At 72.5% G+C, this 22,763-nt stretch carries 16 protein-coding genes and 1 pseudogene; 9 read left to right on the top strand and 8 right to left on the bottom strand.

Annotated features, from left to right (window positions below):
- Window positions 1-69: 69 nt before the first annotated feature.
- Both ACIQVD_RS25900 and ACIQVD_RS25895 read right to left on the bottom strand, forming a co-directional pair.
- Complete coding sequence (locus ACIQVD_RS25900; RefSeq protein ID WP_400680769.1) at window positions 70-1,032, bottom strand: Scr1 family TA system antitoxin-like transcriptional regulator; 963 nt, start codon at window positions 1,030-1,032, stop codon at window positions 70-72.
- Window positions 1,033-1,134: 102 nt separating this feature from the next.
- The gene (locus ACIQVD_RS25895; protein WP_400680771.1) at window positions 1,135-1,383 is read right to left on the bottom strand and encodes a DUF397 domain-containing protein; all 249 of its coding nucleotides are present in this window, start codon (window positions 1,381-1,383) and stop codon (window positions 1,135-1,137) included.
- 552 nt (window positions 1,384-1,935) lie between these two features.
- Between ACIQVD_RS25895 and ACIQVD_RS25890 the strand changes: the two genes are divergently transcribed.
- Both ACIQVD_RS25890 and ACIQVD_RS25885 read left to right on the top strand, forming a co-directional pair.
- Window positions 1,936-3,642, top strand: coding sequence for a TROVE domain-containing protein (locus ACIQVD_RS25890; protein ID WP_402291862.1), 1,707 nt, complete (start codon window positions 1,936-1,938; stop codon window positions 3,640-3,642).
- An 890-nt stretch (window positions 3,643-4,532) separates the two neighbouring features.
- Entirely contained in the window at window positions 4,533-4,934 is a 402-nt protein-coding gene (locus ACIQVD_RS25885; protein WP_402291861.1) for an Imm7 family immunity protein, read from the top strand.
- Window positions 4,935-5,020: 86 nt separating this feature from the next.
- Here the strand turns inward: ACIQVD_RS25885 and ACIQVD_RS25880 are convergent.
- The 3 genes and pseudogenes from ACIQVD_RS25880 to ACIQVD_RS25870 all read right to left on the bottom strand — a co-directional run bounded on the left by ACIQVD_RS25880 (window position 5,021) and on the right by ACIQVD_RS25870 (window position 7,153).
- Window positions 5,021-5,819 (bottom strand): annotated as a pseudogene (locus ACIQVD_RS25880) (IS5 family transposase).
- Between the two features lie 249 nt (window positions 5,820-6,068).
- Window positions 6,069-6,635, bottom strand: coding sequence for a transposase (locus ACIQVD_RS25875; protein ID WP_402291925.1), 567 nt, complete (start codon window positions 6,633-6,635; stop codon window positions 6,069-6,071).
- Window positions 6,551-7,153 carry a winged helix-turn-helix domain-containing protein gene (locus ACIQVD_RS25870; RefSeq protein WP_402291924.1) on the bottom strand — a complete coding sequence of 201 codons (603 nt, stop codon included), beginning with the start codon at window positions 7,151-7,153 and terminating at the stop codon, window positions 6,551-6,553. The genes ACIQVD_RS25875 and ACIQVD_RS25870 overlap by 85 nt, the downstream gene beginning before the upstream one ends.
- 317 nt (window positions 7,154-7,470) lie before the next feature.
- Between ACIQVD_RS25870 and ACIQVD_RS25865 the strand changes: the two genes are divergently transcribed.
- Both ACIQVD_RS25865 and ACIQVD_RS25860 read left to right on the top strand, forming a co-directional pair.
- The gene (locus ACIQVD_RS25865) at window positions 7,471-7,983 is read left to right on the top strand and encodes a SigE family RNA polymerase sigma factor (RefSeq protein WP_402291860.1); all 513 of its coding nucleotides are present in this window, start codon (window positions 7,471-7,473) and stop codon (window positions 7,981-7,983) included.
- A gap of 48 nt (window positions 7,984-8,031) precedes the next feature.
- On the top strand, window positions 8,032-8,919 hold the full coding sequence (locus ACIQVD_RS25860; protein ID WP_402291859.1) for a hypothetical protein: 888 nt from the start codon (window positions 8,032-8,034) through the stop codon (window positions 8,917-8,919).
- 357 nt (window positions 8,920-9,276) lie between these two features.
- Here ACIQVD_RS25860 and ACIQVD_RS25855 read toward each other — a convergent pair whose 3' ends face one another.
- Window positions 9,277-9,402, bottom strand: a complete 126-nt coding sequence (locus ACIQVD_RS25855; RefSeq protein ID WP_400680780.1) for a hypothetical protein — start codon at window positions 9,400-9,402, stop codon at window positions 9,277-9,279.
- 207 nt (window positions 9,403-9,609) lie between these two features.
- Here ACIQVD_RS25855 and ACIQVD_RS25850 point away from each other — a divergent pair, with 207 nt between their 5' ends.
- The 3 genes from ACIQVD_RS25850 (at window position 9,610) to ACIQVD_RS25840 (ending at window position 18,493) form a co-directional block, all read left to right on the top strand.
- Window positions 9,610-12,159: a S8 family serine peptidase gene (locus ACIQVD_RS25850; protein ID WP_402291858.1), complete on the top strand. Its 2,550-nt coding sequence runs from the start codon at window positions 9,610-9,612 to the stop codon at window positions 12,157-12,159.
- Entirely contained in the window at window positions 12,159-15,083 is a 2,925-nt protein-coding gene (locus ACIQVD_RS25845) for an FG-GAP-like repeat-containing protein (protein ID WP_402291857.1), read from the top strand. The genes ACIQVD_RS25850 and ACIQVD_RS25845 overlap by 1 nt, the downstream gene beginning before the upstream one ends.
- A gap of 146 nt (window positions 15,084-15,229) precedes the next feature.
- Complete coding sequence (locus tag ACIQVD_RS25840; RefSeq protein ID WP_402291856.1) at window positions 15,230-18,493, top strand: ATP-binding protein; 3,264 nt, start codon at window positions 15,230-15,232, stop codon at window positions 18,491-18,493.
- A gap of 411 nt (window positions 18,494-18,904) precedes the next feature.
- Here the strand turns inward: ACIQVD_RS25840 and ACIQVD_RS25835 are convergent, their stop codons facing one another.
- Entirely contained in the window at window positions 18,905-19,831 is a 927-nt protein-coding gene (locus ACIQVD_RS25835; protein WP_402291855.1) for a pirin family protein, read from the bottom strand.
- A gap of 129 nt (window positions 19,832-19,960) precedes the next feature.
- On the opposite strand from ACIQVD_RS25835, the gene ACIQVD_RS25830 reads away from it, so the two are divergent.
- On the top strand, window positions 19,961-20,428 hold the full coding sequence (locus ACIQVD_RS25830) for a carboxymuconolactone decarboxylase family protein (protein WP_402291923.1): 468 nt from the start codon (window positions 19,961-19,963) through the stop codon (window positions 20,426-20,428).
- 240 nt (window positions 20,429-20,668) lie between these two features.
- On the top strand, window positions 20,669-21,898 hold the full coding sequence (locus tag ACIQVD_RS25825; protein ID WP_402291854.1) for a serine hydrolase domain-containing protein: 1,230 nt from the start codon (window positions 20,669-20,671) through the stop codon (window positions 21,896-21,898).
- A gap of 154 nt (window positions 21,899-22,052) precedes the next feature.
- Here the strand turns inward: ACIQVD_RS25825 and ACIQVD_RS25820 are convergent, their stop codons facing one another.
- Window positions 22,053-22,595, bottom strand: a complete 543-nt coding sequence (locus ACIQVD_RS25820; protein WP_400680789.1) for a GNAT family N-acetyltransferase — start codon at window positions 22,593-22,595, stop codon at window positions 22,053-22,055.
- Window positions 22,596-22,763 lie beyond the last annotated feature (168 nt).

Below are 22,763 nucleotides of genomic sequence, written 5' to 3'. Positions count from 1 at the left end.
TCCGGTGACCTGGCGGACGTGGGGCCGTCGTCCGGTGGGCGCGGTCCCGCGGCGGCGGTCCCGCGCCCGTCACCCGGTCGACCCGCCCCGCATCCGGGCCCGGTGCCACGCGACGGCCTTCCGGATCAGCTTCCGGCTCGGCTCGCGGTGCAGGGCCCTGGCCACGACCGTGTTCAGGACCTCCTTGTAGTCCTCGAAGGCCGCCGCGTCCCCCTCGCCGGGGTAGTAGTAGTGCCCCTCCCGCTCGCCGGTCTCCACGTAGATCAGCTCCGGCATGGCGTCGGGCGTGTCGAAGTGCAGCAGGGTCAGGTTCATGACCTGCAGCGCCAGCGGCAGCTCCACCGGGATGATCCGCACCCCGATGTTCGGGGTCTCGGTGTACTCCAGCAGCTTCTCCAACTGCTCGACCATGAGCTCGTGGCTGCCCATCACCCGGTACAGCGCCGACTGGTGCATGCAGAACACCGCCCGGACCCCGGACTCGCGCACCACCCGCCGACGCACCTTGCGCGCCTCGATCGCCGCCGGCGCCTCGTGCAGACGACTGCGCAGCACGGTCTCCTCGGTGACCGCCGCCATGTACCGGTCGGTCTGCAGCGCGCCCGAGACGACGTTCACGTCCACGGCGATCAGCAGCGTCGCCCGCCACACCATCCCGGAGAGCCGCTGCTGCGCCCCGGCGCCGGAGTCCCGGTGGAAGCCCGGCGGGTTCTTCTGCGACGCGGCGACCGCGAGCTCCATCAGCGCCGCCCGGTCGGGGCCGTGCAGCAGCCCGACGGCGTTCAGGATCGTGGCGACGTCCTGCGGGTTGTTCAGGCGGCGCTGCCCGTTCTCGATCCGGCTCAGCTTCGACGCCGAGAAGTGGGTCCGGGTCTTCAACCACTGCAGCGTCCGACCACCGCGCAGGGCCCGCAGTTTGCGGCCGAGGTGCGCGGCGGGAATGGACCACTCCGGCGCCCCCTGGTCGGCGGCGCGGGAAATCGGCCCCGGGTTTTCGTTCGAATCAGCGCTGTCGAACGGGTCAGCGGACACGAGGCCCCCCTTGCGAAAAACCGAATGATCGCGGCCAGCTTGACACAGGGAGGGCTTCGGCGTCACGCCGGATTTCCCGCGAAAACGGGAAACCCCGTGTGATCAGGTCAGAAGGTTGTCGAACTCTTCCTTCTTCGCGCCGTCCAGCCAGGCGTCGATCTCGGGCCGGGTGAAGACCAGGGCCGGGCCGCCCGGGTCCTTGCTGTTGAACACCGCCACCCGGCCGTCGGGCAGGCGCCGCATGGTCACGCACTCCCCGAGCCCCTGGCTCTTCACGGCCTTCTGCGCCGGGTACGGCGACTCGATGGCATCCGCCGGCATCCCATTGTAGTGCTCGCCACTACGGTCCATGACTCATCTCCTCTTGTACGAAAAGCGCCGACCACACCCTCCGGTCATACTTTTCCTGGATTTCGCAGGTCAACGAACCGTGCAATCCCACGTGCAATTGCCCGGAGGGGGCAGAGAGAATCATTGCGCCCAAAAATCGAACAGCGCCACTCCCTGATCGGGTGATTCGAGAGCGAAAACGATAAATTCCGATCAGACTTTGATCTGCCCGCCACGCCCGCCTCGCGGCACCCGGGAGCTCCGGGGCGGGCGGGCGGGCCAGCGGTCACCGGGGTGGCCCCGCACCGCCCCGAACCGGACCTCCTTCCCCCGGTCGAGCCGTGCCCGTGCGACCTCCCGACCGGGCCGGCCGACGCTCCTCCGGCCGGAGGATAATCGGGTGACAGCGGGTCGAGGGCGGTCTACGTTGTGCACCGACGCCCCCCGATGCGCTGGGTCTTCCGGTTACTTCTCTGACGACCTCACACCGGCACCCGCTTCCGATCACGGGGGGCGTCTCTCGACGCGCCGTCACCCGGCCTCCTCCACGTGCCCGCCAGGGAGACTTCCTGCATGACCCGGTTCAATCGCCAGCGCGTCAAAGCCGCCACCAGGGTGGAGATCCGCACCGAGACACCGGAACTCTTCGCGGCCGGCGCCAGTGGGCAGTTGGCGCTCCACGGCAGGTGGCCGGTCACTCCGCGGTCGGCGCACACGCCCCCGGCCGTCCTCAGGTCCTCGGCCCTGTCCGTGGCGCTGCTCACCAACCACCAGGGCGGAGCCGGCTGGCAGCGCGACCCGCGCACCGACCTGTTCGTGCTCGCCGTGACGCACTTCTCCGGCCAGCACAGCTTCTACGAGAACGCCGCCGATCGGGAGGAGCGCTTCACCTCGCTGGTCCGCCGCCTCGCCCTGGAAGACCCGCGCTGGACGCTCGGTCTACTGCGCTGGCTGCGCGGCCAGGCGCAGATCCGCTCCGCGGCCGTGGTCGGCGCCGTCGAGTTCGCGCGGGCCCGGGCGGAGGCGAAGGCCCCCGGCTACTCGCGGCAGGCCGTCGACGCGGTGCTCCAACGCCCCGACGAGCCGGGTGAGTTCCTCGCACTCTGGACGGCCCGGTACGGTCGTCGGCTGCCCCAGCCGGTCCGCCGCGGCCTGGGCGACGCCGTCCGCCGGCTCTACACCTCGCGGGCCGTGCTGAAGTACGACACCCCGTCACACGCCTTCCGGTTCGCCGACGTGCTGGAGCTCACCCACCCCGCCCCCGCCGCCGACCACCCGTGGCAGGGCGAGCTGTTCCGGTACGTCCTGGACCGTCGACACCGCCCGCACCAGGCCGTACCGCCCCGCACCGAAACCCTGCTGACGGAGCGACAGCGACTGGCCGAGCTCCCGGTCACCGAACGCCGGGCCGTCCTCGCCGCCCCCGACGCGGCCCACAGACTGGCCGCCGCCGGAATGACCTGGGAGGCGCTCGCGGGCTGGCTGCAGGGTCCGATGGACGCGGCGGCCTGGGAGGCGGTGATCCCGTCCATGGGGGCGATGGCCCTGGTGCGCAACTTGCGCAACTTCGACCAGGCCGGGATCGGCGACGCGGCGGCGACGCTGGTCGCGGCCCGGATCGCCGATCCGGCCCAGGTCGCCCGCTCCCGCCAGTTCCCGTTCCGCTTCCTCGCCGCCCACCGCGCCGCCCCCGGCCTGCGCTGGGCGGCCGCACTGGAGACGGCGCTCAGCCACTCGCTCGCCAACGTCCCCCACCTGCCCGGCCGGACGCTGGTCCTGGTGGACCGCTCGGGCTCGATGTTCGGCGTGCCGGAGAGCCGCACCGAACTGACCCGGGCCGACGCCGCCGCGGTGTTCGGCGGCGCGCTGGCACTGCGCGCCGAGCAGGCCGACCTGGTCGAGTTCGGCACCGGCAGCCGACCGGTCCGGCTGGCGCCGGACGATTCGCTGCTCGCCGTCGTGGAGCGCTTCCACGACCTGGGCGGCACCGACACGGCCGGTGCCGTCGCCCGGCACTTCGACGGCCACCACCGCGTCGTGGTGATCACCGACGAACAGCCCGGCCTCTTCGGGCCGCTCGACCCGTTCGCACCCGTCCCGTCCGGCATCCCGGTCTACACCTGGAACCTCTGCGGCCACCGCACCGGCCACGCCTCGCCCGCCCCGAACCGGCACGTCTTCGGCGGCCTGTCCGACGCCGCGTTCCGGCTGGTGCCACTGCTCGAGGCGGGCGGAGCCGAGCAGTGGCCCTGGGAGCCCCCGCCCGCCGCTTCCGGCTGACCCCCGTGCGGGCGGAGCGGAACGTCGACCGGTCCGGTTCGCCGGCACTGCCGGGATCCTCCCCGCGGCTACGGGAACGGCAGTTGATCCTCCCGGCCGATAGCCGCGGCTGCGGAGTCCAGGATCCTCCGCAGGTGCAAGGCGGTGCCGACCTCACGCCCCGCTCCGGAAGCCAGGCCGCCCGGAGGGCGGAACCCCTCGCCTTCGGCCCGGCCCTGGCCCGGTTGTCGCGCCATCGTGGCCGCGCCCCGACGGAATTCGTGGCCGCCGCCGGAGTCCCCGCCGCGGCAGAAGAACTCACGCTCGCCCGGCTGGCGGACCTCGCCATGTTGCTGGAGACGGACCCCGCGGACCTGTCCGTACTGACCGGCACCCCACTTCCATCCGGCCGGTGTTCGCGACCAACCCGCTGACCGCCGCCCGCTACCGCGACCGGCGCGCCACCTCCCGCAAGGAGCCCGACCCGCGCGACGTCCTGGTTCTGCCGAACATCCCGCGCACCGACACACGCGTCCACCGGGCCCTGCCCGACGGCAGCGACCCGGTCCCGCACCATCGCCGTCCTCGTCCGCGTCCAGCAGGGCGCGGTATGAAACCGGCAGCAGACCGCCGACCAGCCCCACTCCCTGCTGTGCGAGTACCACCCTGCGGCTCTGGAGGCGTTCGACAAGTGGGGCAACCGCCTCTGGCGACCCGAAACCCGGCAACTGCTCACACTCGCCTCGGTGCCCCCGGCCGCCTGCCTGACTTCTGCTCAGATCACCCCGCGCTCAAGCGAGCAGGTCGCAGGCGAAGCATCGAGACGGAGGCCGAGCGGCTGCACGACGTCTTCCACCTGCTAAGCAGGAAATCGACTGGGTCGCCGGTGAGCAGGTCAGTAGGCTGCGGCCATGTTCGAGTACCACGGCTGGATCAACGTCCAGGAGAGCGCCGGCACCGACGATGATGACTGTGACGACGGCCGTTTGCAGGAGATCGTCGAGGGCATCAAGCGGCGAATCAGGGGGATCGACAGCCCGTACCTGCTTGACCTGCGGTGGATGAACGGGCAAGCGTTCGTCCACTTCGGAGGCTTTCCCAGCCACCTTGACGTGGAGGTCCTGGAGTTCTTCGGGGAGATCGGCGAGCGGGCACCGGGTTCGTACGGCCTGTTGCACGTCCGCGATGACGAGGACCTCGCCCGGGAGAACGAGGTCCTCGTCATCAGGATGGTCCGAGGGCGGGTGACTGAGCACGCGGAGCCACTGCTGTCGCCCTGTATCCCCGTGCTGGAAGACCCGTTCGAGGAATAGCGGCCCGAGCGCCGACTTGTTGGGCGTTTCATCCCTGCGTTCAGAGATCATGTTCCGTGCCAGGTGGGGGTGTTCTCTCCGGTGAGTCAGCGGGTCATGAGGTTGATCATTGCGAGGTGGACTATGGCTTCGGAGCGGGCCGGGAGGACTTCGTAGTCGTGGTCGAGTCGGCGGTGGTTCATGAGCCAGCCGAAGGTGCGTCGATGACCCAGCGGCGGGGCTGGACGATGAATCCCCTGGTGGCGGGGGCGCGGCGGACGATCTCGACGTCGATACCGAGTGTGGCGCCGTATTCGATGACGGCGTCCTTGTAGCCCGTGTCGGTCCAGGCCTTGCGGACGGCGGGGTGCTCGGCGCCCACTGAGGTCGGCAGGTGTCTGCCGGCGGTGCCGTCGGGCACGCTCGCGGCGGTGACCAGGACGACCAGCAGCAGGCCGATCGTGTCGGTGGCGATGTTCCGCTTCCGGCCTACGATCTTCTTGCCGACGTCGACGCCCTGCGATGCGGTGGGGACGTTCGTGGAGGTCTTCATGCTCTGGGAGTCGGCGGTGCATGCCATCGGTTCCGGGCCGCGGCCTTCAGCGGCGCGGATCAGACGGCGCAGAAGGCCGTTGAGCTGCTCGAACACCCCCTCCTTCTGCCACCGGGCGAAGTAGGCGTGGACGGTCCCCAGAGCGGGTGGTCATGCGGGAGGCAGCGCCAGGGGATGCCGGTGCGGCCGACGTGGAGGGTCACGTCCAGCAGATCGCGCAGCTCGCGCCCGGGCGGCCGGCCGAACGCGAGGGCCCGCTCGGTGCTGGCCCTACGCCAGGCGGTGACGATCGGTTCGACCAGGGCCCAGCGGACGTCGGACCGGTCGCTCGGATACGGTCGGCGGTTCGTCATGGCAGCGGCATGCTGCGGGATTCCGGTTCCGCCCGAGGCTCGCGGCACTCGAGGGACAAAAGCCAGTGAGCTCGGCTTCTTGGGATGAGAGAGGAGGAACCGCACAGTTCAGGCGGACATAGGCGTAACAGCAGCACTCCTGTCACCAGCACCCCGGATGCTACTGACCGTCAGGAACTGAGTCAGCCTCAAAACCGTTACCAGCCAGACCATCCATGGACGAAACGCCCAGTTACTGACTCCGGCTTGTCAGGGTGAGGTTGGGATGTCGAGGGTCAGGCCGGTGCCGGTTATGAAGCCGTCGAGGGTGTCGGGCCGGTACGGCAGGCGCTTGAGCCGGTTGCGGACGAGTGCTTCGAGCCGGTCGAGGGCCATGACGGCGATGTCGGCGAGGCTGTGCTTGACGTGTGCCCAGACCCATTCGACGGGGTTGAGGTCGGGCGAGTAGGCGGGAAGGAGGAAGACCGTCAGGCAGGTGCGTCGGGCGATCAACTCGCGCATGGCGTACGAGACGTGGGTGTTCAGCCGGTCCCAGACCAGCACGATCGGCGCCATGACGAGCTGGTGGACGCCGTCGACCAGGGCGATGAAATCGCGCTCGCCCACACTGCGGCGCTTGCCCTTGCCCGCAGGATGCGCGAGCACGCGGTGGCACAGCCGGGTGCGGGAGCCGGGCCGCATGGCGATCAGCCCTGCCACGGACAGGCGTCCCGCGCGGCGGCCGCTGACCGTCACGACCGGGGCGCGGCCGCGTCCGCCCCAGGTCCGGCCTCTGGGCGGACGGCGGGTGAAGCCTGCCTCGCCTTCGAAGCAGATGTAGCCCCCGCAGGCCGCCCGGGCTCTTTTACCTCCGCCCAGATCACCTCCTCCCATACGGTGACGGCCTGCTCGTCACGTTCGGCCACCCGCCGCGCGGGGACCTGAGGGCTGAAGCCGAGCCGGTGCATCAACCTCGTCGCCCCCGAGAGGCTGTGGGAGACGTGGAACTTCCGCCCGATCAGCGTGGCCACCCGCGAGGTGGTCCACACCTGGTCCTCCATCCAGCCGTGCGCGGCCGGCCCCTGCTCCAGGTAGGCGGCGAGCTTGGCCGGGCAGCGCAGAGACAGCCGGCACCGCGATCCGCCCGGGCCGCGTGACGCGAGCGCCTCGACCCCGTTCTCGCGCCACAACTGGTGCCACTGGTAAGCCGGCTTCGGACTCACCCGCAGACGCCGGGCCACCTCCGTCGGCCTGACCCCTGCTCGAAAAGCTCGGCGGCCTGCATCCGCACCGCCTCCCGGCGCAGCCGTCCCACGGCGGTCAGCCCGCCACCATCCGCATATCTCACACACCATCGAATACAGCTGCCGCAACAAGCCCGTCAGGCGAACCGGGACAGTTCACCCGGACGAGCCAAGGTCAGTAACTCACACAACACGAGATGCACCAGTCGCTGGACAGACCCCGCCCGGGGCAGGCGGGCCGTCCAGGCACAGGTGCTCGAACGGCTGCGGTGGCTGGAGCGGGTCCTGGAGCACTCGGTGGCCACGGTGGTCATGTCCGCGGGCGCCGGCGCGCTGTGATCCAAAAGTTGCTTCCCCTGCGTAACCCGGCGGGCTGCCAGTGCGTAGTACTGGCGACATCGGTACGGCACGGGCACGGGGGCGACGGCATGGAGCAGGGGCTCGAGTTCGAGCAGTTCGCGAGCAGCCGGGCCCACCGACTCTTCCAGGTCGCCTATCTGATGTGCGGAGACTGGCACCAGGCCCAGGACCTGGTGCAGACCACGCTGGCGAAGATGTTCTCGGTCTGGGGTCGGCTGCGGCGTGGTGGTGACGACGGTTCCACGATCGACGCCTACGCCCGGAAGGTGCTGCTGCGCAACTACCTCTCGCAGAAGCGGCTGCGGAAGTCGTCCGAGATCGTCACCGCCGATCTGCCGGAGCGGGCGTCTGCGCCGGGTGACGGCGGCGAGCTGCGACTGGTCATGGTGGCTGCCTTGAACCAACTTCCGCCCCGCAACCGGGCGGTGGTGGTGTTGCGCTACCTGGAAGATCACAGCATCGAGGCCGTGGCCGACATGCTCGGCATGTCCCCCGGGGCTGTGAAGAGCCTCAACTTCCGTTCGCTGGCCAAGCTGCGGGAGATCCTGGGCGAGGACCGCGAGGCCCTCTTCCGGCCCTGACCACCTGACCGACCATTTCCCCCCGAGCCGACAACGAGGAACCTGGCCATGGACCTTGAGCACGATCTGAGCCGCCTGCTCGGCGAGAGCGTCGACGGCCTCGCCTCGCCAGTCGGCGCCATCGTCGCCGAGGCGAGAGCACAGGGCCACAGGATTCGCCGCCGTCGTCGGCGCCTGCGGATCGCCGGTGCCGCCGCGGTGGTGGTCGCCCTGGCCACCGCGGGCGCGGTGGTGATGCCCCGTCCGGTCGCCGGCCCGACGGTCACCGGCACGCCGCCTGCCGCCACCACGACCGGCACGCCGCCTGCCGCCACCACGACCGTCGCGACGCCTGCCGCCACCACGACCGGCACGCCGCCCGGTCCGGTGATGGTCCCGGTCACCGCCGAAGCGATGCTCAAGATCCTGGCCGACCTGCTGCCCTCCGGCGGAAAGCTCAGCAAGTTCCAGCTGGGCCCGTTCGAGTGGACCCGAGCTGTCGCGACCGACTTCACGGTGGAGTACGACGACGGCCGGGGCGCCGCCCACATCTACGTCGTGGTGAGCCCCCCCGACCCGAAGGCCATGTCCTGGAACTGCGACCAGGTGGACCTGACCGACCACGCCACCCGCCCCGGGGGGGCCGAACCGACCGGCTGCACCAGCACCACCGATGCCACGGGAACCGTGTTCAGCGCCGTCACCGGTGTGGGCCCCGAGGGGGGCTACTACTTCCGGAAGGTCCGCCTGGAGCGGGCCGACGGGTCGTCCGTCGACCTCATCGTGGGCAACGGCCCGGCCCCGTCGCCGGAGCACCCGTTCGGCCTGGCCGACCGCCCCGCCCCTCCGCTCACCATGGCTGCCTGGCAGGCCATCGTCCGCGACCCCGCCTGGCGGACCGAAGTCCCCGCCACCACCGCCGAAGCCGGCGCTGCCCTGGCCGCCACCCTGCGCTGACCGGGCGTCGATCCACCGATTCGGAAGGTGCTCGGCCAGGAGACCCTGCAGCTCACGGGGGCATTACCGGATGCTGTCGGCGCGCTGCGCGTCCCGGCCTCAGCGCGCCCATCGCGGTCGTGCTCGCCTGGCCCCGAGCGGGTGCGGCGCCCGGTCGCGGCGGCCGCGGTTCGCGATCGACAACCGGGCCGGGGCCACGAGCGTCGCGCCTGGTCGAGATCCGGCGGTGAGCGAGGTCTGCGGGTCGCCCGACCACGACGGAGATCATCGAGAGGAGGCCGGCCTGCCGGACGGTCCTCGCAGAGGCGTCATGCAACCTGCCGGCCGGTTCGGCAGGTGCGAGGGGCCGACTTCGCGTCAGGGGTGGACGGTGGCGTCGTGTGCCAGCCGGGTGCGCAGGGTGTGGGCGAAGTCCTCGGCAGGAGCGAGCCGGACGCGCGGCTTCTCCACCTGTTCGATGGCGGCCTGTTCGTAGCCGCGCACGCGCTGGAGGGGCGCCTGCCGCTCGTGGACGTCGAGGGTGTCGTCGGCGTCGAGGCGGCCCCGGGCGGGGCGCTTGGGGTTGAGCGGGGTCAGGCGGACGGCGACGTGGTCGAGCAGGAGGCCGTGACGGGCGCTGTAGTAATTCCGCAGTAACGGTCGTTGTCTAGCTTCGGGGCATCCTGCTCGCTCCCTGAAGGACTGCCCCTCATGCACCTGCCCCGACAGAACCGGCGCAGAACGGCTCTCTGGGCCACTGCCGCACTGACCGTGACGGTCGGCCTGACCGCTTCGTCGCTGCCCGCGGCGGTGGCCGCCGCCCCCGCCCCGTCCGGCTCCGCCACCGTCCAGGTGGACCCGGCCCTGACCGGCGCGGTGGCGCAGGGTCAGGACGCGACCTTCTTCGTGGTGTTGAAGGACCGCGCCGACCTGGGCAAGGCCAAGGGCAAGGGCTCGCACGCCGAGCAGGCGAAGGCCGCCTACCGGGAGCTGCAGGACACCGCGCGGCGCAGCCAGGGCGCGCTGAAGAAGTTCCTGGACGAGCAGAAGGTCGGCCACCAGGACTACTGGATCGCCAACGCCGTCCAGGTCACCGGCGACGCGAAGCTGGTCGCCGAGCTGGCCGGGCGCGACGACGTGCAGAAGATCGTCAAGGCGCAGAGGTACCACATAGACGACACCCAGGTCTCGGCCGCGACCACCGCCGAGACGAGCAGCGACGGCGCGCCCGAGTGGGGCGTGAAGGACATCGAGGCCGACCAGGTGTGGTCGCAGTACGACGCGCGCGGCGAGGGCATCGTGATCGCCAACGTCGACTCCGGCGTGCAGTACGACCACCCGGACCTGGTCGCCGACTACCGCGGCAACAACGGCGACGGCACCTTCACCAACGACTACAACTTCTACGACCCGACCGGGCTGTGCGCCACGGCCAGCACCCCGTGCGACAACAACGGCCACGGCACCCACACCATGGGCACCATGGTCGCCAAGAACGGCATCGGCGTCGCCCCGAACGCGAAGTGGATCGCCGCGAAGGGCTGCGAGTCCTCGCAGTGCTCGGACGAGTACCTGTTGAAGGCCGGCCAGTGGCTGCTGGCGCCGACCGACCACAACGGCAACAACCCGCGGCCCGACCTGGCGCCGAACATCGTCAACAACTCCTGGGGCGGCGGCGACACCACCTTCTACCAGGACATCGTGGAGGCGTGGAACTCCGCGGGCATCTTCGAGGCGTTCGCGGCCGGCAACGACGGCGACGGCACCACCTGCTCCACCTCGCACGCCCCCGGCTCGCAGGCCCCCTCCTACGGGGTGGGCGCGTACGACGCGAACGGCAAGATCGCCTCCTTCTCCGGCTTCGGCCCGTCCCTGGTCGACGGCTCGGCCAAGCCGAACATCTCCGCCCCGGGCGTCAACGTCCGCTCCACCTGGCCGGGTTCGGCCTACACGGCGGAGTCCGGCACCTCGATGGCCACCCCGCACGTGGCCGGCGCGGTCGCACTGCTGTGGTCGGCCGCGCCCGGCCTGATCGGCGACATCGACGCCACCCGCGCGCTGCTCGACCAGGGCGCCCGGGACGTCGACGACACCCACTGCGGCGGCACCGCGGGCGTGAACGACGTCTGGGGCGAGGGCAAGCTCGACATCCTCAAGTCCGTCGACCTGGCCCCGCACACCGCCGTCAGCATCACCGGCAAGGCCACCGACAAGGCGACCGGCGCCGCGCTGCCCGGCATCGTGGTGCGGATCACCGACGCCGCGGGCGACACCCGCACCGTCACCACCGCCCCCGACGGCTCCTACCGCCTCGCGCTGGCCCCCGGCACCTACAGCATCGCCGCCTCCGGCTACGGCTACGCCAACTTCGCGCTGAACGCCCTGACCGTCGCTGCCGGGCAGCCGCAGACCGTCCCGCTGGGGATGACCGCCGTCCCGACGCACGCCGTCACCGGCACCGTCCTCGACGTCACCGGCAAGCCGCTGGCGGGCGCGACCGTCGAACTCACCGGCACCCCCGTCAAGTCCGCGGTCTCCGGCCAGGACGGCTCGTACACCCTGGGCAAGGTCGCCGAGGGCAGCTACACGCTGACCGTCAAGCCCGCCCAACCCGTGCTGTGCAACGGCGTCTTCACCGGCCCGCTGGCCGTCGCCGCCGACCTGAAGGAGACCGTGCGGACCCCGGCCCGCACCGACGGCTCCGGCACCAGCTGCGCCCCGACCGCGTACTCCTGGGTCAAGGGCGCCGACAAGGTCGCGCTCAGCGGCGACGAGGACGCCAAGACGGTCGCCCTGCCGTTCCCGGTGACGTACTACGGCGTGACGTACACCAGCGCCGCCGTCACCACCAACGGCCTGGTCGACTTCCTGGAGCCGCGGATCGGCGACTACGCGAACACCGCGCTTCCCGCCGCCACCAAGCCGAACGGCGTCGTCGCCCCGTTCTGGGACGACCTGACGCTCGACAAGAAGGCCACCGTCCGGACCGCCACCACCGGCAAGGCCGGCAAGCGCACCTTCGCCGTGGTCTGGGACGACGTCCCGCTGGTCTCCGACAAGTCGAAGCGGGTCAGCTTCGAGGTGCTGTTCGACGAGGCCACCGGCGCCATCACCTTCCAGTACCAGAACGTGCCCGGGGCGGGCTCCGGCGCCACCGTCGGCATCGAGAACCAGGCCGGCACCGACGCCCTCCAGTACTCCTTCGACCAGGCCGTCCTGACCGACGGCTCGGCGATCCGCTTCACCCAGGGAGCCAAGTGATGACCACCCACCGCAGAGCCCTCCGGCTCGCCTCCGGCCTGATCGCCACGGGCCTGGCCCTCACCGCCGCCCCGTACGCGCTGGCCGCCGACGCCACCACCGGCACCGACGCCGTCATCAAGCTGACCGACCGCCAGGCCCAGGACCTCGACGCCCGGCTCAACGCCGACGCCTACCCGCAGGCCACCGCCACCGAGAGCGCCGACACCACCGGCCACGGCGGGACCGACACCACCGGCCAAGGCGGGACCGGGACCACCGGCAGCCGCCTGGACGCCCACGCGCCCGTCACCTTCACCGCCACCTCCGCGCTGGAGGGCGTGCGCGGCATCGCCGTCACCGTCCCCGCGGGCTCCGACGGCAGCTACTTCACCCTGCACAGCCTCGGCAACGTCCAGCTGCACAAGGCCGACGGCTCCACCTCCTGGGCCCGCACCAACACCTCGCTGTACGCCGACTGGCAGCTCAAGCCGCTGCGCCCCTGGGACACCGAGCCCTACCCGGTGCGGATCCCGGTCGCGTACAACATGTTCACCCCGTTCAGCTCCAGCGCCCCGCAGGGCTACGACAGCGCCGACCTCACCGGCGACGGCGTGCCCGACCTGGTGATCGCCGCCGGGGTCGGTGAGAACCCGTACCGGCCGTTCTACCCGGCGGCCGACTCGACCCTCACCTACGGCACCTTCGTCACCGTGCTCGACGGCGCCACCGGCAAGACCCTGTGGACCGAGCTGTACGCCTCCACCACCATCGTCCGGATCGTCGACGGCACCCTGCTGGTCTCCGACGCCCCCCGACAGAACACCAGCGCCGCCAAGACCGCCACCGCCACCCTGACCGGCATCCGCTTCGGCTACGCCGACGGCAAGCTCACCCCCGCCAGGACCTGGACGTACGACACCGGCGAAACCGGGATCGCCGCCTGGGGCGACCTGGTCGGTCTCGGCGGCGGCAAGGTCGCGGTCTCCTTCGACCGGCGGATGACCACCACCGCCCCCGCCCACGGGACGACCTTGGTGCTGAACACCGCCGACGGCTCGCTCGGCTGGCGGAGCGACGGCGACCTGTACGGCCGCCGCCTGCGCCTGGACGCCGGACGCAAGCGCCTCGTCGCCCTCGAACAGCCTGACCACACCGAGCGGGTGGCGTACTCGGTGGTCGGCTACGACCTGGCCACCGGCGCCCGCACCGTGCTCGACACCCGGCTCAACGTGCTGCCCACCGCCTTCACCACCGGCGACCTCGGCAAGAACGCGGGCGACGAGTACGCCGTCGCCGAGGACACCTTCGACCCCAGCCTGTACGTCGACTCCAGCACCGTCCGGGTGCTCGACGGCAACGACGGCTCCACCGTCCGCTGGACCGACACCACCAAGCCCAGCGTCACCACCGGCGACGGCCCCAGCACCTGGGCCCTCGACACCGTCGACGGCTCGCTGATCGCCAGCTCCCAGGACGGCCGGGCCACCGACACCGCCGAGAACGTCTCCGGCCTGCGCTACGGCGTGCTCACCTCGTACAAGGGCGACAACGGCAAGGTCCGCTGGCGGGTCAACGGCACCGCCGCCTCGCCGCGCCTGCACCAGGTCGACGGCGGCGTCGTGCGCACCGTCGACCAGCAGCAGAACATCCACACCTACAGGCTCGGCAACGGCAAGCAGCAGAGCCTCGTCCCGCTGCAGGGCGACCTCGACTACGCCGCCGCCGCCGACCTGGACGGCGACGGCAGCCAGGACGTCGTCGCGGGCGGCAGCTCCGACGGCGTCTGGGCCTTCTCCGGCCCCTCGCTGCTCACCGGCACCCCCGAGCAGCTGTGGCGGGCCACCGTCCCCGGCGAGGTGCACGCCGTCGCCACCGGCGACGTCAACGGCGACGGCAAACCCGAGGTGGTGGTCGCCGCCGACACCGCCACCGTCGTCCTGAACGGCCGCACCGGCAAGGTGCTCGCCACCATCGACGGCGGCGGCACGTTCGTCCGCTCGGTCACACTGGCCGACCTGGACGGCGACGGCAGGCAGGAGATCCTCGTCCCGACCGACGCGCTGCGCGCCTACAAGGGCGACGGCAAGCCGCTGTGGACGTACGCCGCCCCGAAGGGCTCGGGCGACGTGGTCTTCTCCGATGCGGTGGTCGCCGGGGGCCAGGTGTACGCCCAGTACTCGGGCATCGCCGCCATGAACCAGGTCGACTCGGTGCAGAACGGCGTCGCCCTGGGCGCCGCCAAGGGCACCCTGCTCTGGCAGGCCGACCCCAAGGCGCCCGCCGAGGCCGTCGACGGCAAGATCCACGGCGCGCTGCTCGACCACGCGGTCTACGCCTCGCCGAAGATCCCGTACGCCGACGGCCACGCCGTGGTCTACACCTGGCTGATCTCGGCCGTCCCCGGCGGCATCAGCGGCGGCGGCACCGACCTGGTCAGCCCGATGTCGGTCACCGAGATCCGCGACGGCCGCACCGGCGAGGTGCTGCACCAGAAGGTGGCCGGCGGCCCCTGGTCGCACGGCAACTTCTTCACCGGCGAGGACGGCGACGGCCTCCAGGAGATGGGCTTCGGCGTGCTGCGCCAGTACCTGGCGAACGGCGACGACCGCTGGACCTCCACCACCGCGCCGCTGCGCACCGCCCAGTACATCACCGGCCCCGACGGGAGGAAGCTCCTGGTCGGCGGCGTCGAGGGCGGCCTGGCCGCCTACGACCCGGCGATCGTCGGCGACGGGAACTCCTTCCACTCGGCCATCGGCTCCGCCACCCTGCGCGGCGGCCGCAACTACCTCGCGGTCGACCTGGACGGCGACGGCAAGGAGGAGATGGTCTCGCTCAACTCCGACGCCCTCGGCGTCAACCGGGCCGCCGAACTGCTCGGCGGCGGGGTGCTGTCGATCGACAACAGCATCCACCAGATGACGACGTACAAGCTCTCCTGAACCACTCGGAAGACCCCAGCGCCACCCGGATGAAGTGGGGGCGAGTACCCCGCGGGCGCCGGCCCGCGGGGTACTCGCCTTGTTCGTGTACCGTTGTCGGCCTTATGGGCGCAACGAAGGCAGACAGGACGGATACCGCACCACCCATGCTGCGCCTCCACCTCTTCGGGGGATTCCGGGCCGAACGCGACTCCGGGCCACCGCTGGCCGAACGCTGGCCGCGTCCCAGTGCCCGCACCCTGGTCAAGGTCCTCGCCCTCGCGCCCGGTCACTGCCTGCACCGCGAGGAGGTGATGGAGCTGTGCTGGCCCGACGCGGAACCGCAGTCCGCCGCGGGCAGCCTCCGGGTCGCCCTGCACGCCGCCCGGCACGCCCTCGAACCCGAGCTCGCCCCGCGCGCCGCCTCCTCCTACCTCAAGACCGACGGCGCACTGCTGCTGCTCGACCCCGCCGTGTGGATCGACGCCGACCACGCCGAACAGGCCGCCCAGGACGCCCTCGCCGACGGGCGCGTCGAGCAACTCGCCGACGCGATAAGCCAGTTCACCGGCGAACTGCTCCCCGAGGACCGCTACGCGCACTGGATGGAAGCCCGGCGTACCCGGCTCGCGCAACTGCGCGAACAGCTCCTGCTGCGGCTCGCCGCCGCCCACCTCGACCAAGGGAAGCACACGGACGCCGCCGCCTGCGCCGAACAGGTCCTCGCCACCAGCCCCGCCGAGGAACTCGCCCACCGCCTGCTCATCGACGCCTGCCTGCGCCAGGGACAGCGCCGCCGCGCCCTGCGCCAGTACCACCGGTGCCGCGAGGCGCTCGACACCGAACTCGGCATCCGCCCCGGCCCCGAGACCGAGCGCCTGCACCGCGCCGCCCTCGCTCCCGCTCCTGCTTTCGTGCCCGCCGCCACCACCCTCCCGGCCCGGCTGCGCAGCGCCGCCCCCGCCCGGCTGCACGGCCGCGAAAGCGAGTTGAGCCGACTGCTGGCCCCCGCCGGGCCGCCCGTGCGGCTGCTCACCGGCGAAGCCGGCATCGGCAAGACCCGCCTCGCCGCCGAAGCCGCCCGCCGGGCCGCCGCCGACGGCACCGCCGTCCTGTGGGGCAGCGGCCAGGACGCCGAGGACCACACCCCCTACGGCGTCTTCGCCGCCGCCCTCGACGGCTGGCTCGCCGAGCACGACCCCGCCGAACGGGCCAGGGTCGGCGCCGAGTACCCCGAACTCGCCGCCTTCCTGCCCTCGCTCGGCCAGGTGCCGACCGGTGCCGACCGCAGCCCCGAGGAGGAGCGCGACCGCCTGTTCCGGGCCGGCGCCGCCCTGCTCGGCGACCTCGCGGCCACCCGTCCCGTCCTGGTCGTCCTCGACGACCTGCACGCCGCCGACACCGGCTCCCACCAGCTCCTCGGCCACCTCGCCCGGCGCGCCCACGACCGCCGCACCCCGCTGCGCTTCCTCGCCACCTACCGGGAGGAGGAGCTCACCGACGGAGACGCCCGCCGCCGCGCCGTCGCCGCCCTACTGCGCCAGCAACTAGCCGTGAAGGAGGAACTGGGACGCCTGGGGGAGGCCGCCGTGCTGGCCGCCGTCCGCGACGCCACCGGCCGCGCCCCCCGCCCCGAGGTGTGGGAACTCTCGCTCGGCAATCCGCTGTTCGCCCTCGAACTCGCCCGCGGAACGGACCCCGGCAGCGACCAGGACCGACCTCCGGCCGGAGTGCGCGACCTGGTCGGCGAACGCCTCGTCCGGCTCGACCCGCACGCCCGCCGCTTCGTCGAAGCGCTCTCCGTCGCCGGCGGCGAGGCCGCCCTCGCCGAACTCCTCGACGTCGCCGAACACGGCCTGCACCCGCCCGTCACCGGCGCCGCCGCCGCCGACGCCGTCGAACACGCCATCGCCGCCGCCCTCGTCGAGGAACGCCAGGTCGTCATCGCCGGACGCGCCGAACCCGGACTCGCCTTCCGCCACCCCCTCGTCCGGCTCACCTGCTACGAGCAGCTCTCCGCCGTCCGCCGCCGCCAACTGCACGCCTCCTACGCCCAGGCCGTCCAGCGCCGCCGCCCCGACGCCGTCGACGCCCTCGCCTCCCACTTCACCCGCGCCGACGACCCGCGCGCCGCCGAGTACCTGCGCCGCGCCGCCGAACGCGCCGCCGCGCTCCACGCCAACGACACCGCCGACCGCTACTACCGCGACCTGGTCGCCCGGCTCGACGCAGACGCCGCCCGCGCCCGCCTCGCCCACAGCCAGGTCCTGCGCCGGATGGGCGAACCCGGCCGCGCCGCCGAGGTGCTGCGCACCGCGCTCGCCGAGTTCCGCTCCCGCGGCGACCACGACGACACCGTCGCCACCGCCGCCCACCTCGCCGAAGCGCTCTTCCGAGCCGGAGAACTCGACGAGGCGCTCACCGTCCTGGCCGCCCACCCGCCCGTCGACGGCACCGGCCCCGAAGCCCGCGCCCTGCACCACCTCGCCCGCTCCAACCTCGACAAGACCCAGGGCCGCTACCAGCAGGCGTACGAAGCCGCCCGCCGCGCCCAGCACCCCGCCGAACTCGTCCCCGGCCCCACCGGCCAGCTCCTGCAAGCCCGTTCGCACGCCATGCAGGCCATCAACCTCGGCCTGGCCGGCCGCTTCGGCGAGGCCCGGGAGGCCGGGGACCGCGCCCTCGCCCCCGCCCAGGCCTACGGCGACCCCGTCCTGCTCGGCTCCGTCCTGTCCACCCTCCGCGAGAACGCCCGCCGCCACGGCCGCCTGCACGACGCCGTCCGCTTCGGCCGCCGGGCCCTCGACCACGCCCGGCAGTCCGGCGACCCCGTCGCCACCGCCTTCGAACAGCTCAACCTCGCCGAACTCCACCTCCTGCTGGAGGAGAACGACACCGCCGCCCAGTACGCCGAAGCCGCCGTCACCGCTGCCGACTGGGACGACGCCTGGTCACTGCCCTACGCCCTCGCCGTCCTCGCCCGCGTCCTGCTGCGCACCGGCGACCGCCCGCGCGCCGCCGCCCTCCTCGAACGGGCCGGCACCCCCCACGACGAACAGGCCCGCCACGAAGTGCGGCGCGCCCGCGCCCTGTTCGCGCTGCGCGCCGACGACCCCGCCGCCGCCCTGGCCGCCCTCGGCGACGGCGCCGCCGTCCAGGCCCCCGAACTCGCCGCCTACGCCCACCTCGCCGCCGGCCGCCCCGCCGAAGCCGCCCGGATCGCCGCCGCCGAAGCCACCCGCGCCCACGCCACCGGCGAACGCCTCGCCGAAGCCGAGGCCCTCATCGCCCACGCCACCGCCGCCACCCGCCTCGGCGACGCCGCCACCGCCCGCACCGCCCTCGCCCGCGCCGACCACCTCACCCGCACCCTCCCGTACCCGTCCGGCCACACCCGGGTCCTCGGCCTGCGCGCCGAGTTGGAGGACTGACGGCGGCCGCCGAAGCCTGCGCCCCGGTGCCGTCGAGGGCTTCGGGGCGGGACCGGTAAGTGCTGGGTGGAAGGGCGAAGCACCCGTCGAGGGTGAGCCGCCAGTCGGGCGGTCGGCCTCAACGGTGGCCGGCCGGGCTCCGGTGCGCGGGATGACGGAGCTGTCGTCGGCGTGTCGCAGGCCGACGCTCTTACGAGCCGGTGCGTGATTGCGGCGAGTCGGACATGGTTGCCCCGGGGGCATGATCTTCGTCGTGTCGATCATGGTGAACCCTGCGGTCCTCGGGCATCGAATGCCGCCCGGGCTCTCGTCGGCGGCCTCCGCCGATCCCGCCGACTGTGTCGCGGTCGGCCGCGGAGCGCCCTTCCGGCTCCGGTGCCCACGGCCGCCGCGACATGGCGTTTCGGCAGGTCAGTGGCGGTTTCCGCGCGCCTTGAGGGCGACGTTCGGCAGCTCCGGGGCGGGCAGCCGGTCGCCCGGGTAGCCCTGGACCTCGCCGAACCGGACCCCCTTCTGCCAGTCGAGCCGTGCCTGTGCGATCTCCTCGCCGGACCGGCCGATGAAGTTCCACCACATGACGATGTCCTCGCCGAAGGGCGGGCCGCCGAGCAGGATCAGGCGGGCGGGGGTGGGGGAGGTGTTGGTGAGGGTGAGGGTGGTGCGGCCGGGCGGGAGGTGGCCGAGGTCGGCGGGGTGGAGGGGGGTGCCGGCGAAGAGGACGTCGCCCTGGTCGACGAGGAGGCCGTGCTCGAAGGCGGGGTCGACGTCGAGGGTGGTGGTGGCGCCGGCGGGGAGGGTGAGTTCGGCGCCGAGGAGCGGGGTGAAGGTGGGGACGGGGGAGGTGTCGCCGGCCAGGGTGCCGAGGAAGACGCGGGCCTCGCCGCCGCCGGGGAGCGGGACGGGGGCGGGGGCGTGGTGGTGGAAGTCGCGGTCGGTGTGCCGGTGGGCGTCGGGGAGGGCGACCCAGAGTTGGACGCCGTGCAGGACGGTGGTGGCGGCGGTGGAGGTCTCGGAGTGCGCGATGCCCCGGCCGGCCGTCATCAGGTTGAGCTCGCCGGGCCGGACGAAGGCGTGCACGCCGAGGCTGTCGCGGTGCTCGATCTCGCCGCTGAACAGCCAGCTGACGGTCTGCAGGCCGATGTGTGGGTGCGGGGCGACGTCCATGCCGCCGGTGGTGGCGACGTCGTCGGGGCCGTAGTGGTCGATGAAGCACCAGGCGCCGATCAGGGTGCGGTCGCGCTGGGGGAGGGTGCGGCGGACGGTCATCGCGCGCGGTCCGCCGAGCGGGACGTCCCGCGGGGGCAGGACTTCGGCGGTGCCGTGGTCGGTGGTGCTCATCGGGGTGCTCCCTCCCGTGCCGCCGTCGGTCGGCGAACACGTCCAGCAAATCGTTACATCTTCAACTATCATGGACCGCACCAGCCGACGAACGCCAGTGCGCGATGGAGGAGAGTCCAGGTGACCGAGGTGACCACCCCGACGGGTCGGGTCTATGTCGACAAGCAGACCCCGCAGGCGTTCCGCGCCCTGCTGGGCACCGCCGAGGCCGTCCGGCAGGCGGCCGCCGACGCCGGACTCGACCGCCGCCTGGTCGAACTCGTCAACCTGCGGGTCTCCCAACTCAACGGCTGCGCCTACTGCCTGGACGTGCACACCAAGGCCGCGCTCAAGGAGGGCGAGAGCGCGCAGCGGCTCGGCGTGCTGGCCGCCTGGCGGGACGCCGCCGTGTTCGACGAGCGCGAGCGCGCCGCCCTCGCGCTGGCCGAGGCGACCACCCGCCCGTCCGACGCGGACGCGCAGGAGACGGCGTACGCGCGGGCCCGGCAGGTCTTCGGCGACCAGGAGATATCCGCGGTGATCTGGGTGGCGATAGCCATCAACGCGTTCAACCGGGTGTCGATCCTCAGCAAGCACCCGGTCCGTCCGGCCCGCTGACGCATCGCCCGGCCTGCTGACGGCCCGTCCGGTCTGCTGACGGCCCGTCGGCCGAGCCGGTCCCGGTCGGCGGTCCGGCGGTGGAGGGCCCGGCCGGCCGTGTTCGGTGACGCCCTGCCGGTAGGCGGAGCGGACGACCGCCGCACGGGTGGAATCCTCGCGTCCCGGCGGCCGGGCGGGGCCGTCGGGCGCGTCCGGGTGGTGACCTGTGCGGAACAGGTCCGCACCCTCCCGGAAGAGATGCCCCCCATGCGCCGTCCCCGCGCCCGGCGACTCGCCGTCGCCCTGCTCGCCCTGAGCACCCTCGTCCCCGCCGCCCCGGCCGCGGCCGACTCCGGTGCCACGTTCACCCGCCCGACCGTGCAGCCCGCTCACCGACCCGTGCACCAATTCGACGACGAGGACTGCCCGTTCGACCCGGCCCTCGCGGCCCGGCTGGACGAGGCGATCGCCGGTGTGCGCCAGGAGACCGGCACGCCCGGTGTGATCGTCGGACTGTGGCTGCCCGGGCGCGGCACGTACGTCCGCGCCGACGGCGTCGCCGACCGGGCCACCGGACAGCCGATGACGCCCGACCTCAACATGCGGATCGGCAGCGAGACCAAGACCTTCACCGTCACCGCCGTGCTCGAACTCGTCGACCGCGGCCTGGTCGGCCTCGACGACCCGATCGCCGAGTACCTCGACGGCGTCCCCGACGGGGAGCACATCACGATCCGCCAACTCGCCGAGATGCGCAGCGGACTGTACTCCTACACCTTCGACGACGACTTCGTGCACGCGCTGCTCAGCGACCCCGAGCGGCCGTTCACCCCGCAGGAACTGCTCGGGTACGCGTTCAAGCACGACAACGTGTTCCCGCCCGGCAGCGACTACCAGTACTCGAACACCAACACCGTGCTGCTCGGCCTGCTGGTCGAGAAGCTCGGCGGGATGCCGCTGCGCGACTTCATCCACCACAACGTCACCGAGCCCGCGCACCTCCAGCGCACCCTGTTCCCGCGCGGCGCCGAACTGCCCCGCCCCTACGCGCACGGCTACACCGACCAGACCCTGGACGGCCAGGTCGCCGACGCCACCCACTGGAACCCGTCCTGGGGCTGGGCGGCCGGGGCGATGATCTCCGACCTGCACGACCTGCACGACTGGGCGAAGACCCTGGCCACCGGCACCCTGCTCAGCCCCGCCACCCAGGCCGAACGCGAGAAGTTCATCCCCGTCCCGGGCTTCGGCGACGGTGCCGGGTACGGGCTCGGCCTGTTCCGGATCGGCGGCTGGGTCGGCCACAACGGCTCGCTGCCCGGCTACGAGAGCGTCACCCTCTACCTGCCCGAGCAGGACGCCACCCTGGTGATCCTGCTCAACACCGACATCATCCACGAGGGCAGCGAGCCCTCCACCCTCTTCGCGAAGGCCGTCACCTCGATCGCCACCCCCGGCCACGTCTACGAGCTGCCCACCGAGAAGTAGCCCCGGCCCTGCCTCGGTCCCGTCCCGCCTTGGTCCCGCCCCGCCCCGGTCCCGCCCCGGACCGGCCCCGCCCCGGACCGGCCTGTACCGGTCGGCCGGGCGCGGGAGGCGGGGGGCGGGGGCGAGAGGGCGCAGGAGGCGGGGTGCCGACGGGTCAGAACTGGTCGCCGGGCAGGTCGGCTGGGCGGATCCGGTAGACCTGGAGGTTCAGGCCGTAGTACTTGGTGGTCTCGCCGACCCAGCGCATGCCCAGCCGCTTCGCCACCGCGTGCGCCCGGTCGTTCTTGGGCCGGGCCACCGCGAAGACCTCCTCGATGTCCTGGGTGAACACCCAGCGCAACAGCGCCAGGCCCGCCTCCGTCGCGTAGCCCTGCCCCCAGTCCTGCGGGGAGAGCTGCCAGGTGATCTCCAGGTCCTCGTCGTACGGCGGCAGCGGACGGATGCCCAGGCCGCCGACCACCTTCCCGTCCTCGCGCCGCTCCACCGCCCACCGCCCGCGCGGCGGCAGCAGCCCGGCCTGTTCCTGCTCCCAGCCGCGCAGCACCGAACGCATCGCCTCGGCATCGACGACCTGGTCCATCACGGGCGTCAGCCAGCGGGCGACATCCGTGGAGCCGTACACGGCCAGCGCGTCCTCGGCGTCGTCCGGTGTCCACTCCCGGACGACGAGCCGATCAGTGGTCAGGCTGATCCCCATGGGCGGGTCCTCCCTCAGTCGATTGGCGGACGTCTCCCTCCACCGGAGTGTGCGCTCCCTACCCGCCCGAGTCGAGCCGGAAGCCTGATCCGCACCACCTGTCACCGGACGGTCACCCGCCCGTCGCCCCAGCACCGCAGCCCCCGGGACCGCAGCCCTGGAGACCGC

Origin of the sequence: Kitasatospora sp. NPDC090308, from assembly GCF_044769485.1 — a bacterium.
GTDB lineage: Bacteria > Actinomycetota > Actinomycetes > Streptomycetales > Streptomycetaceae > Kitasatospora > Kitasatospora fiedleri.
Note: the sequence above shows the minus strand (reverse complement) of the source record. Positions and strands in the feature narration are given on the sequence as shown.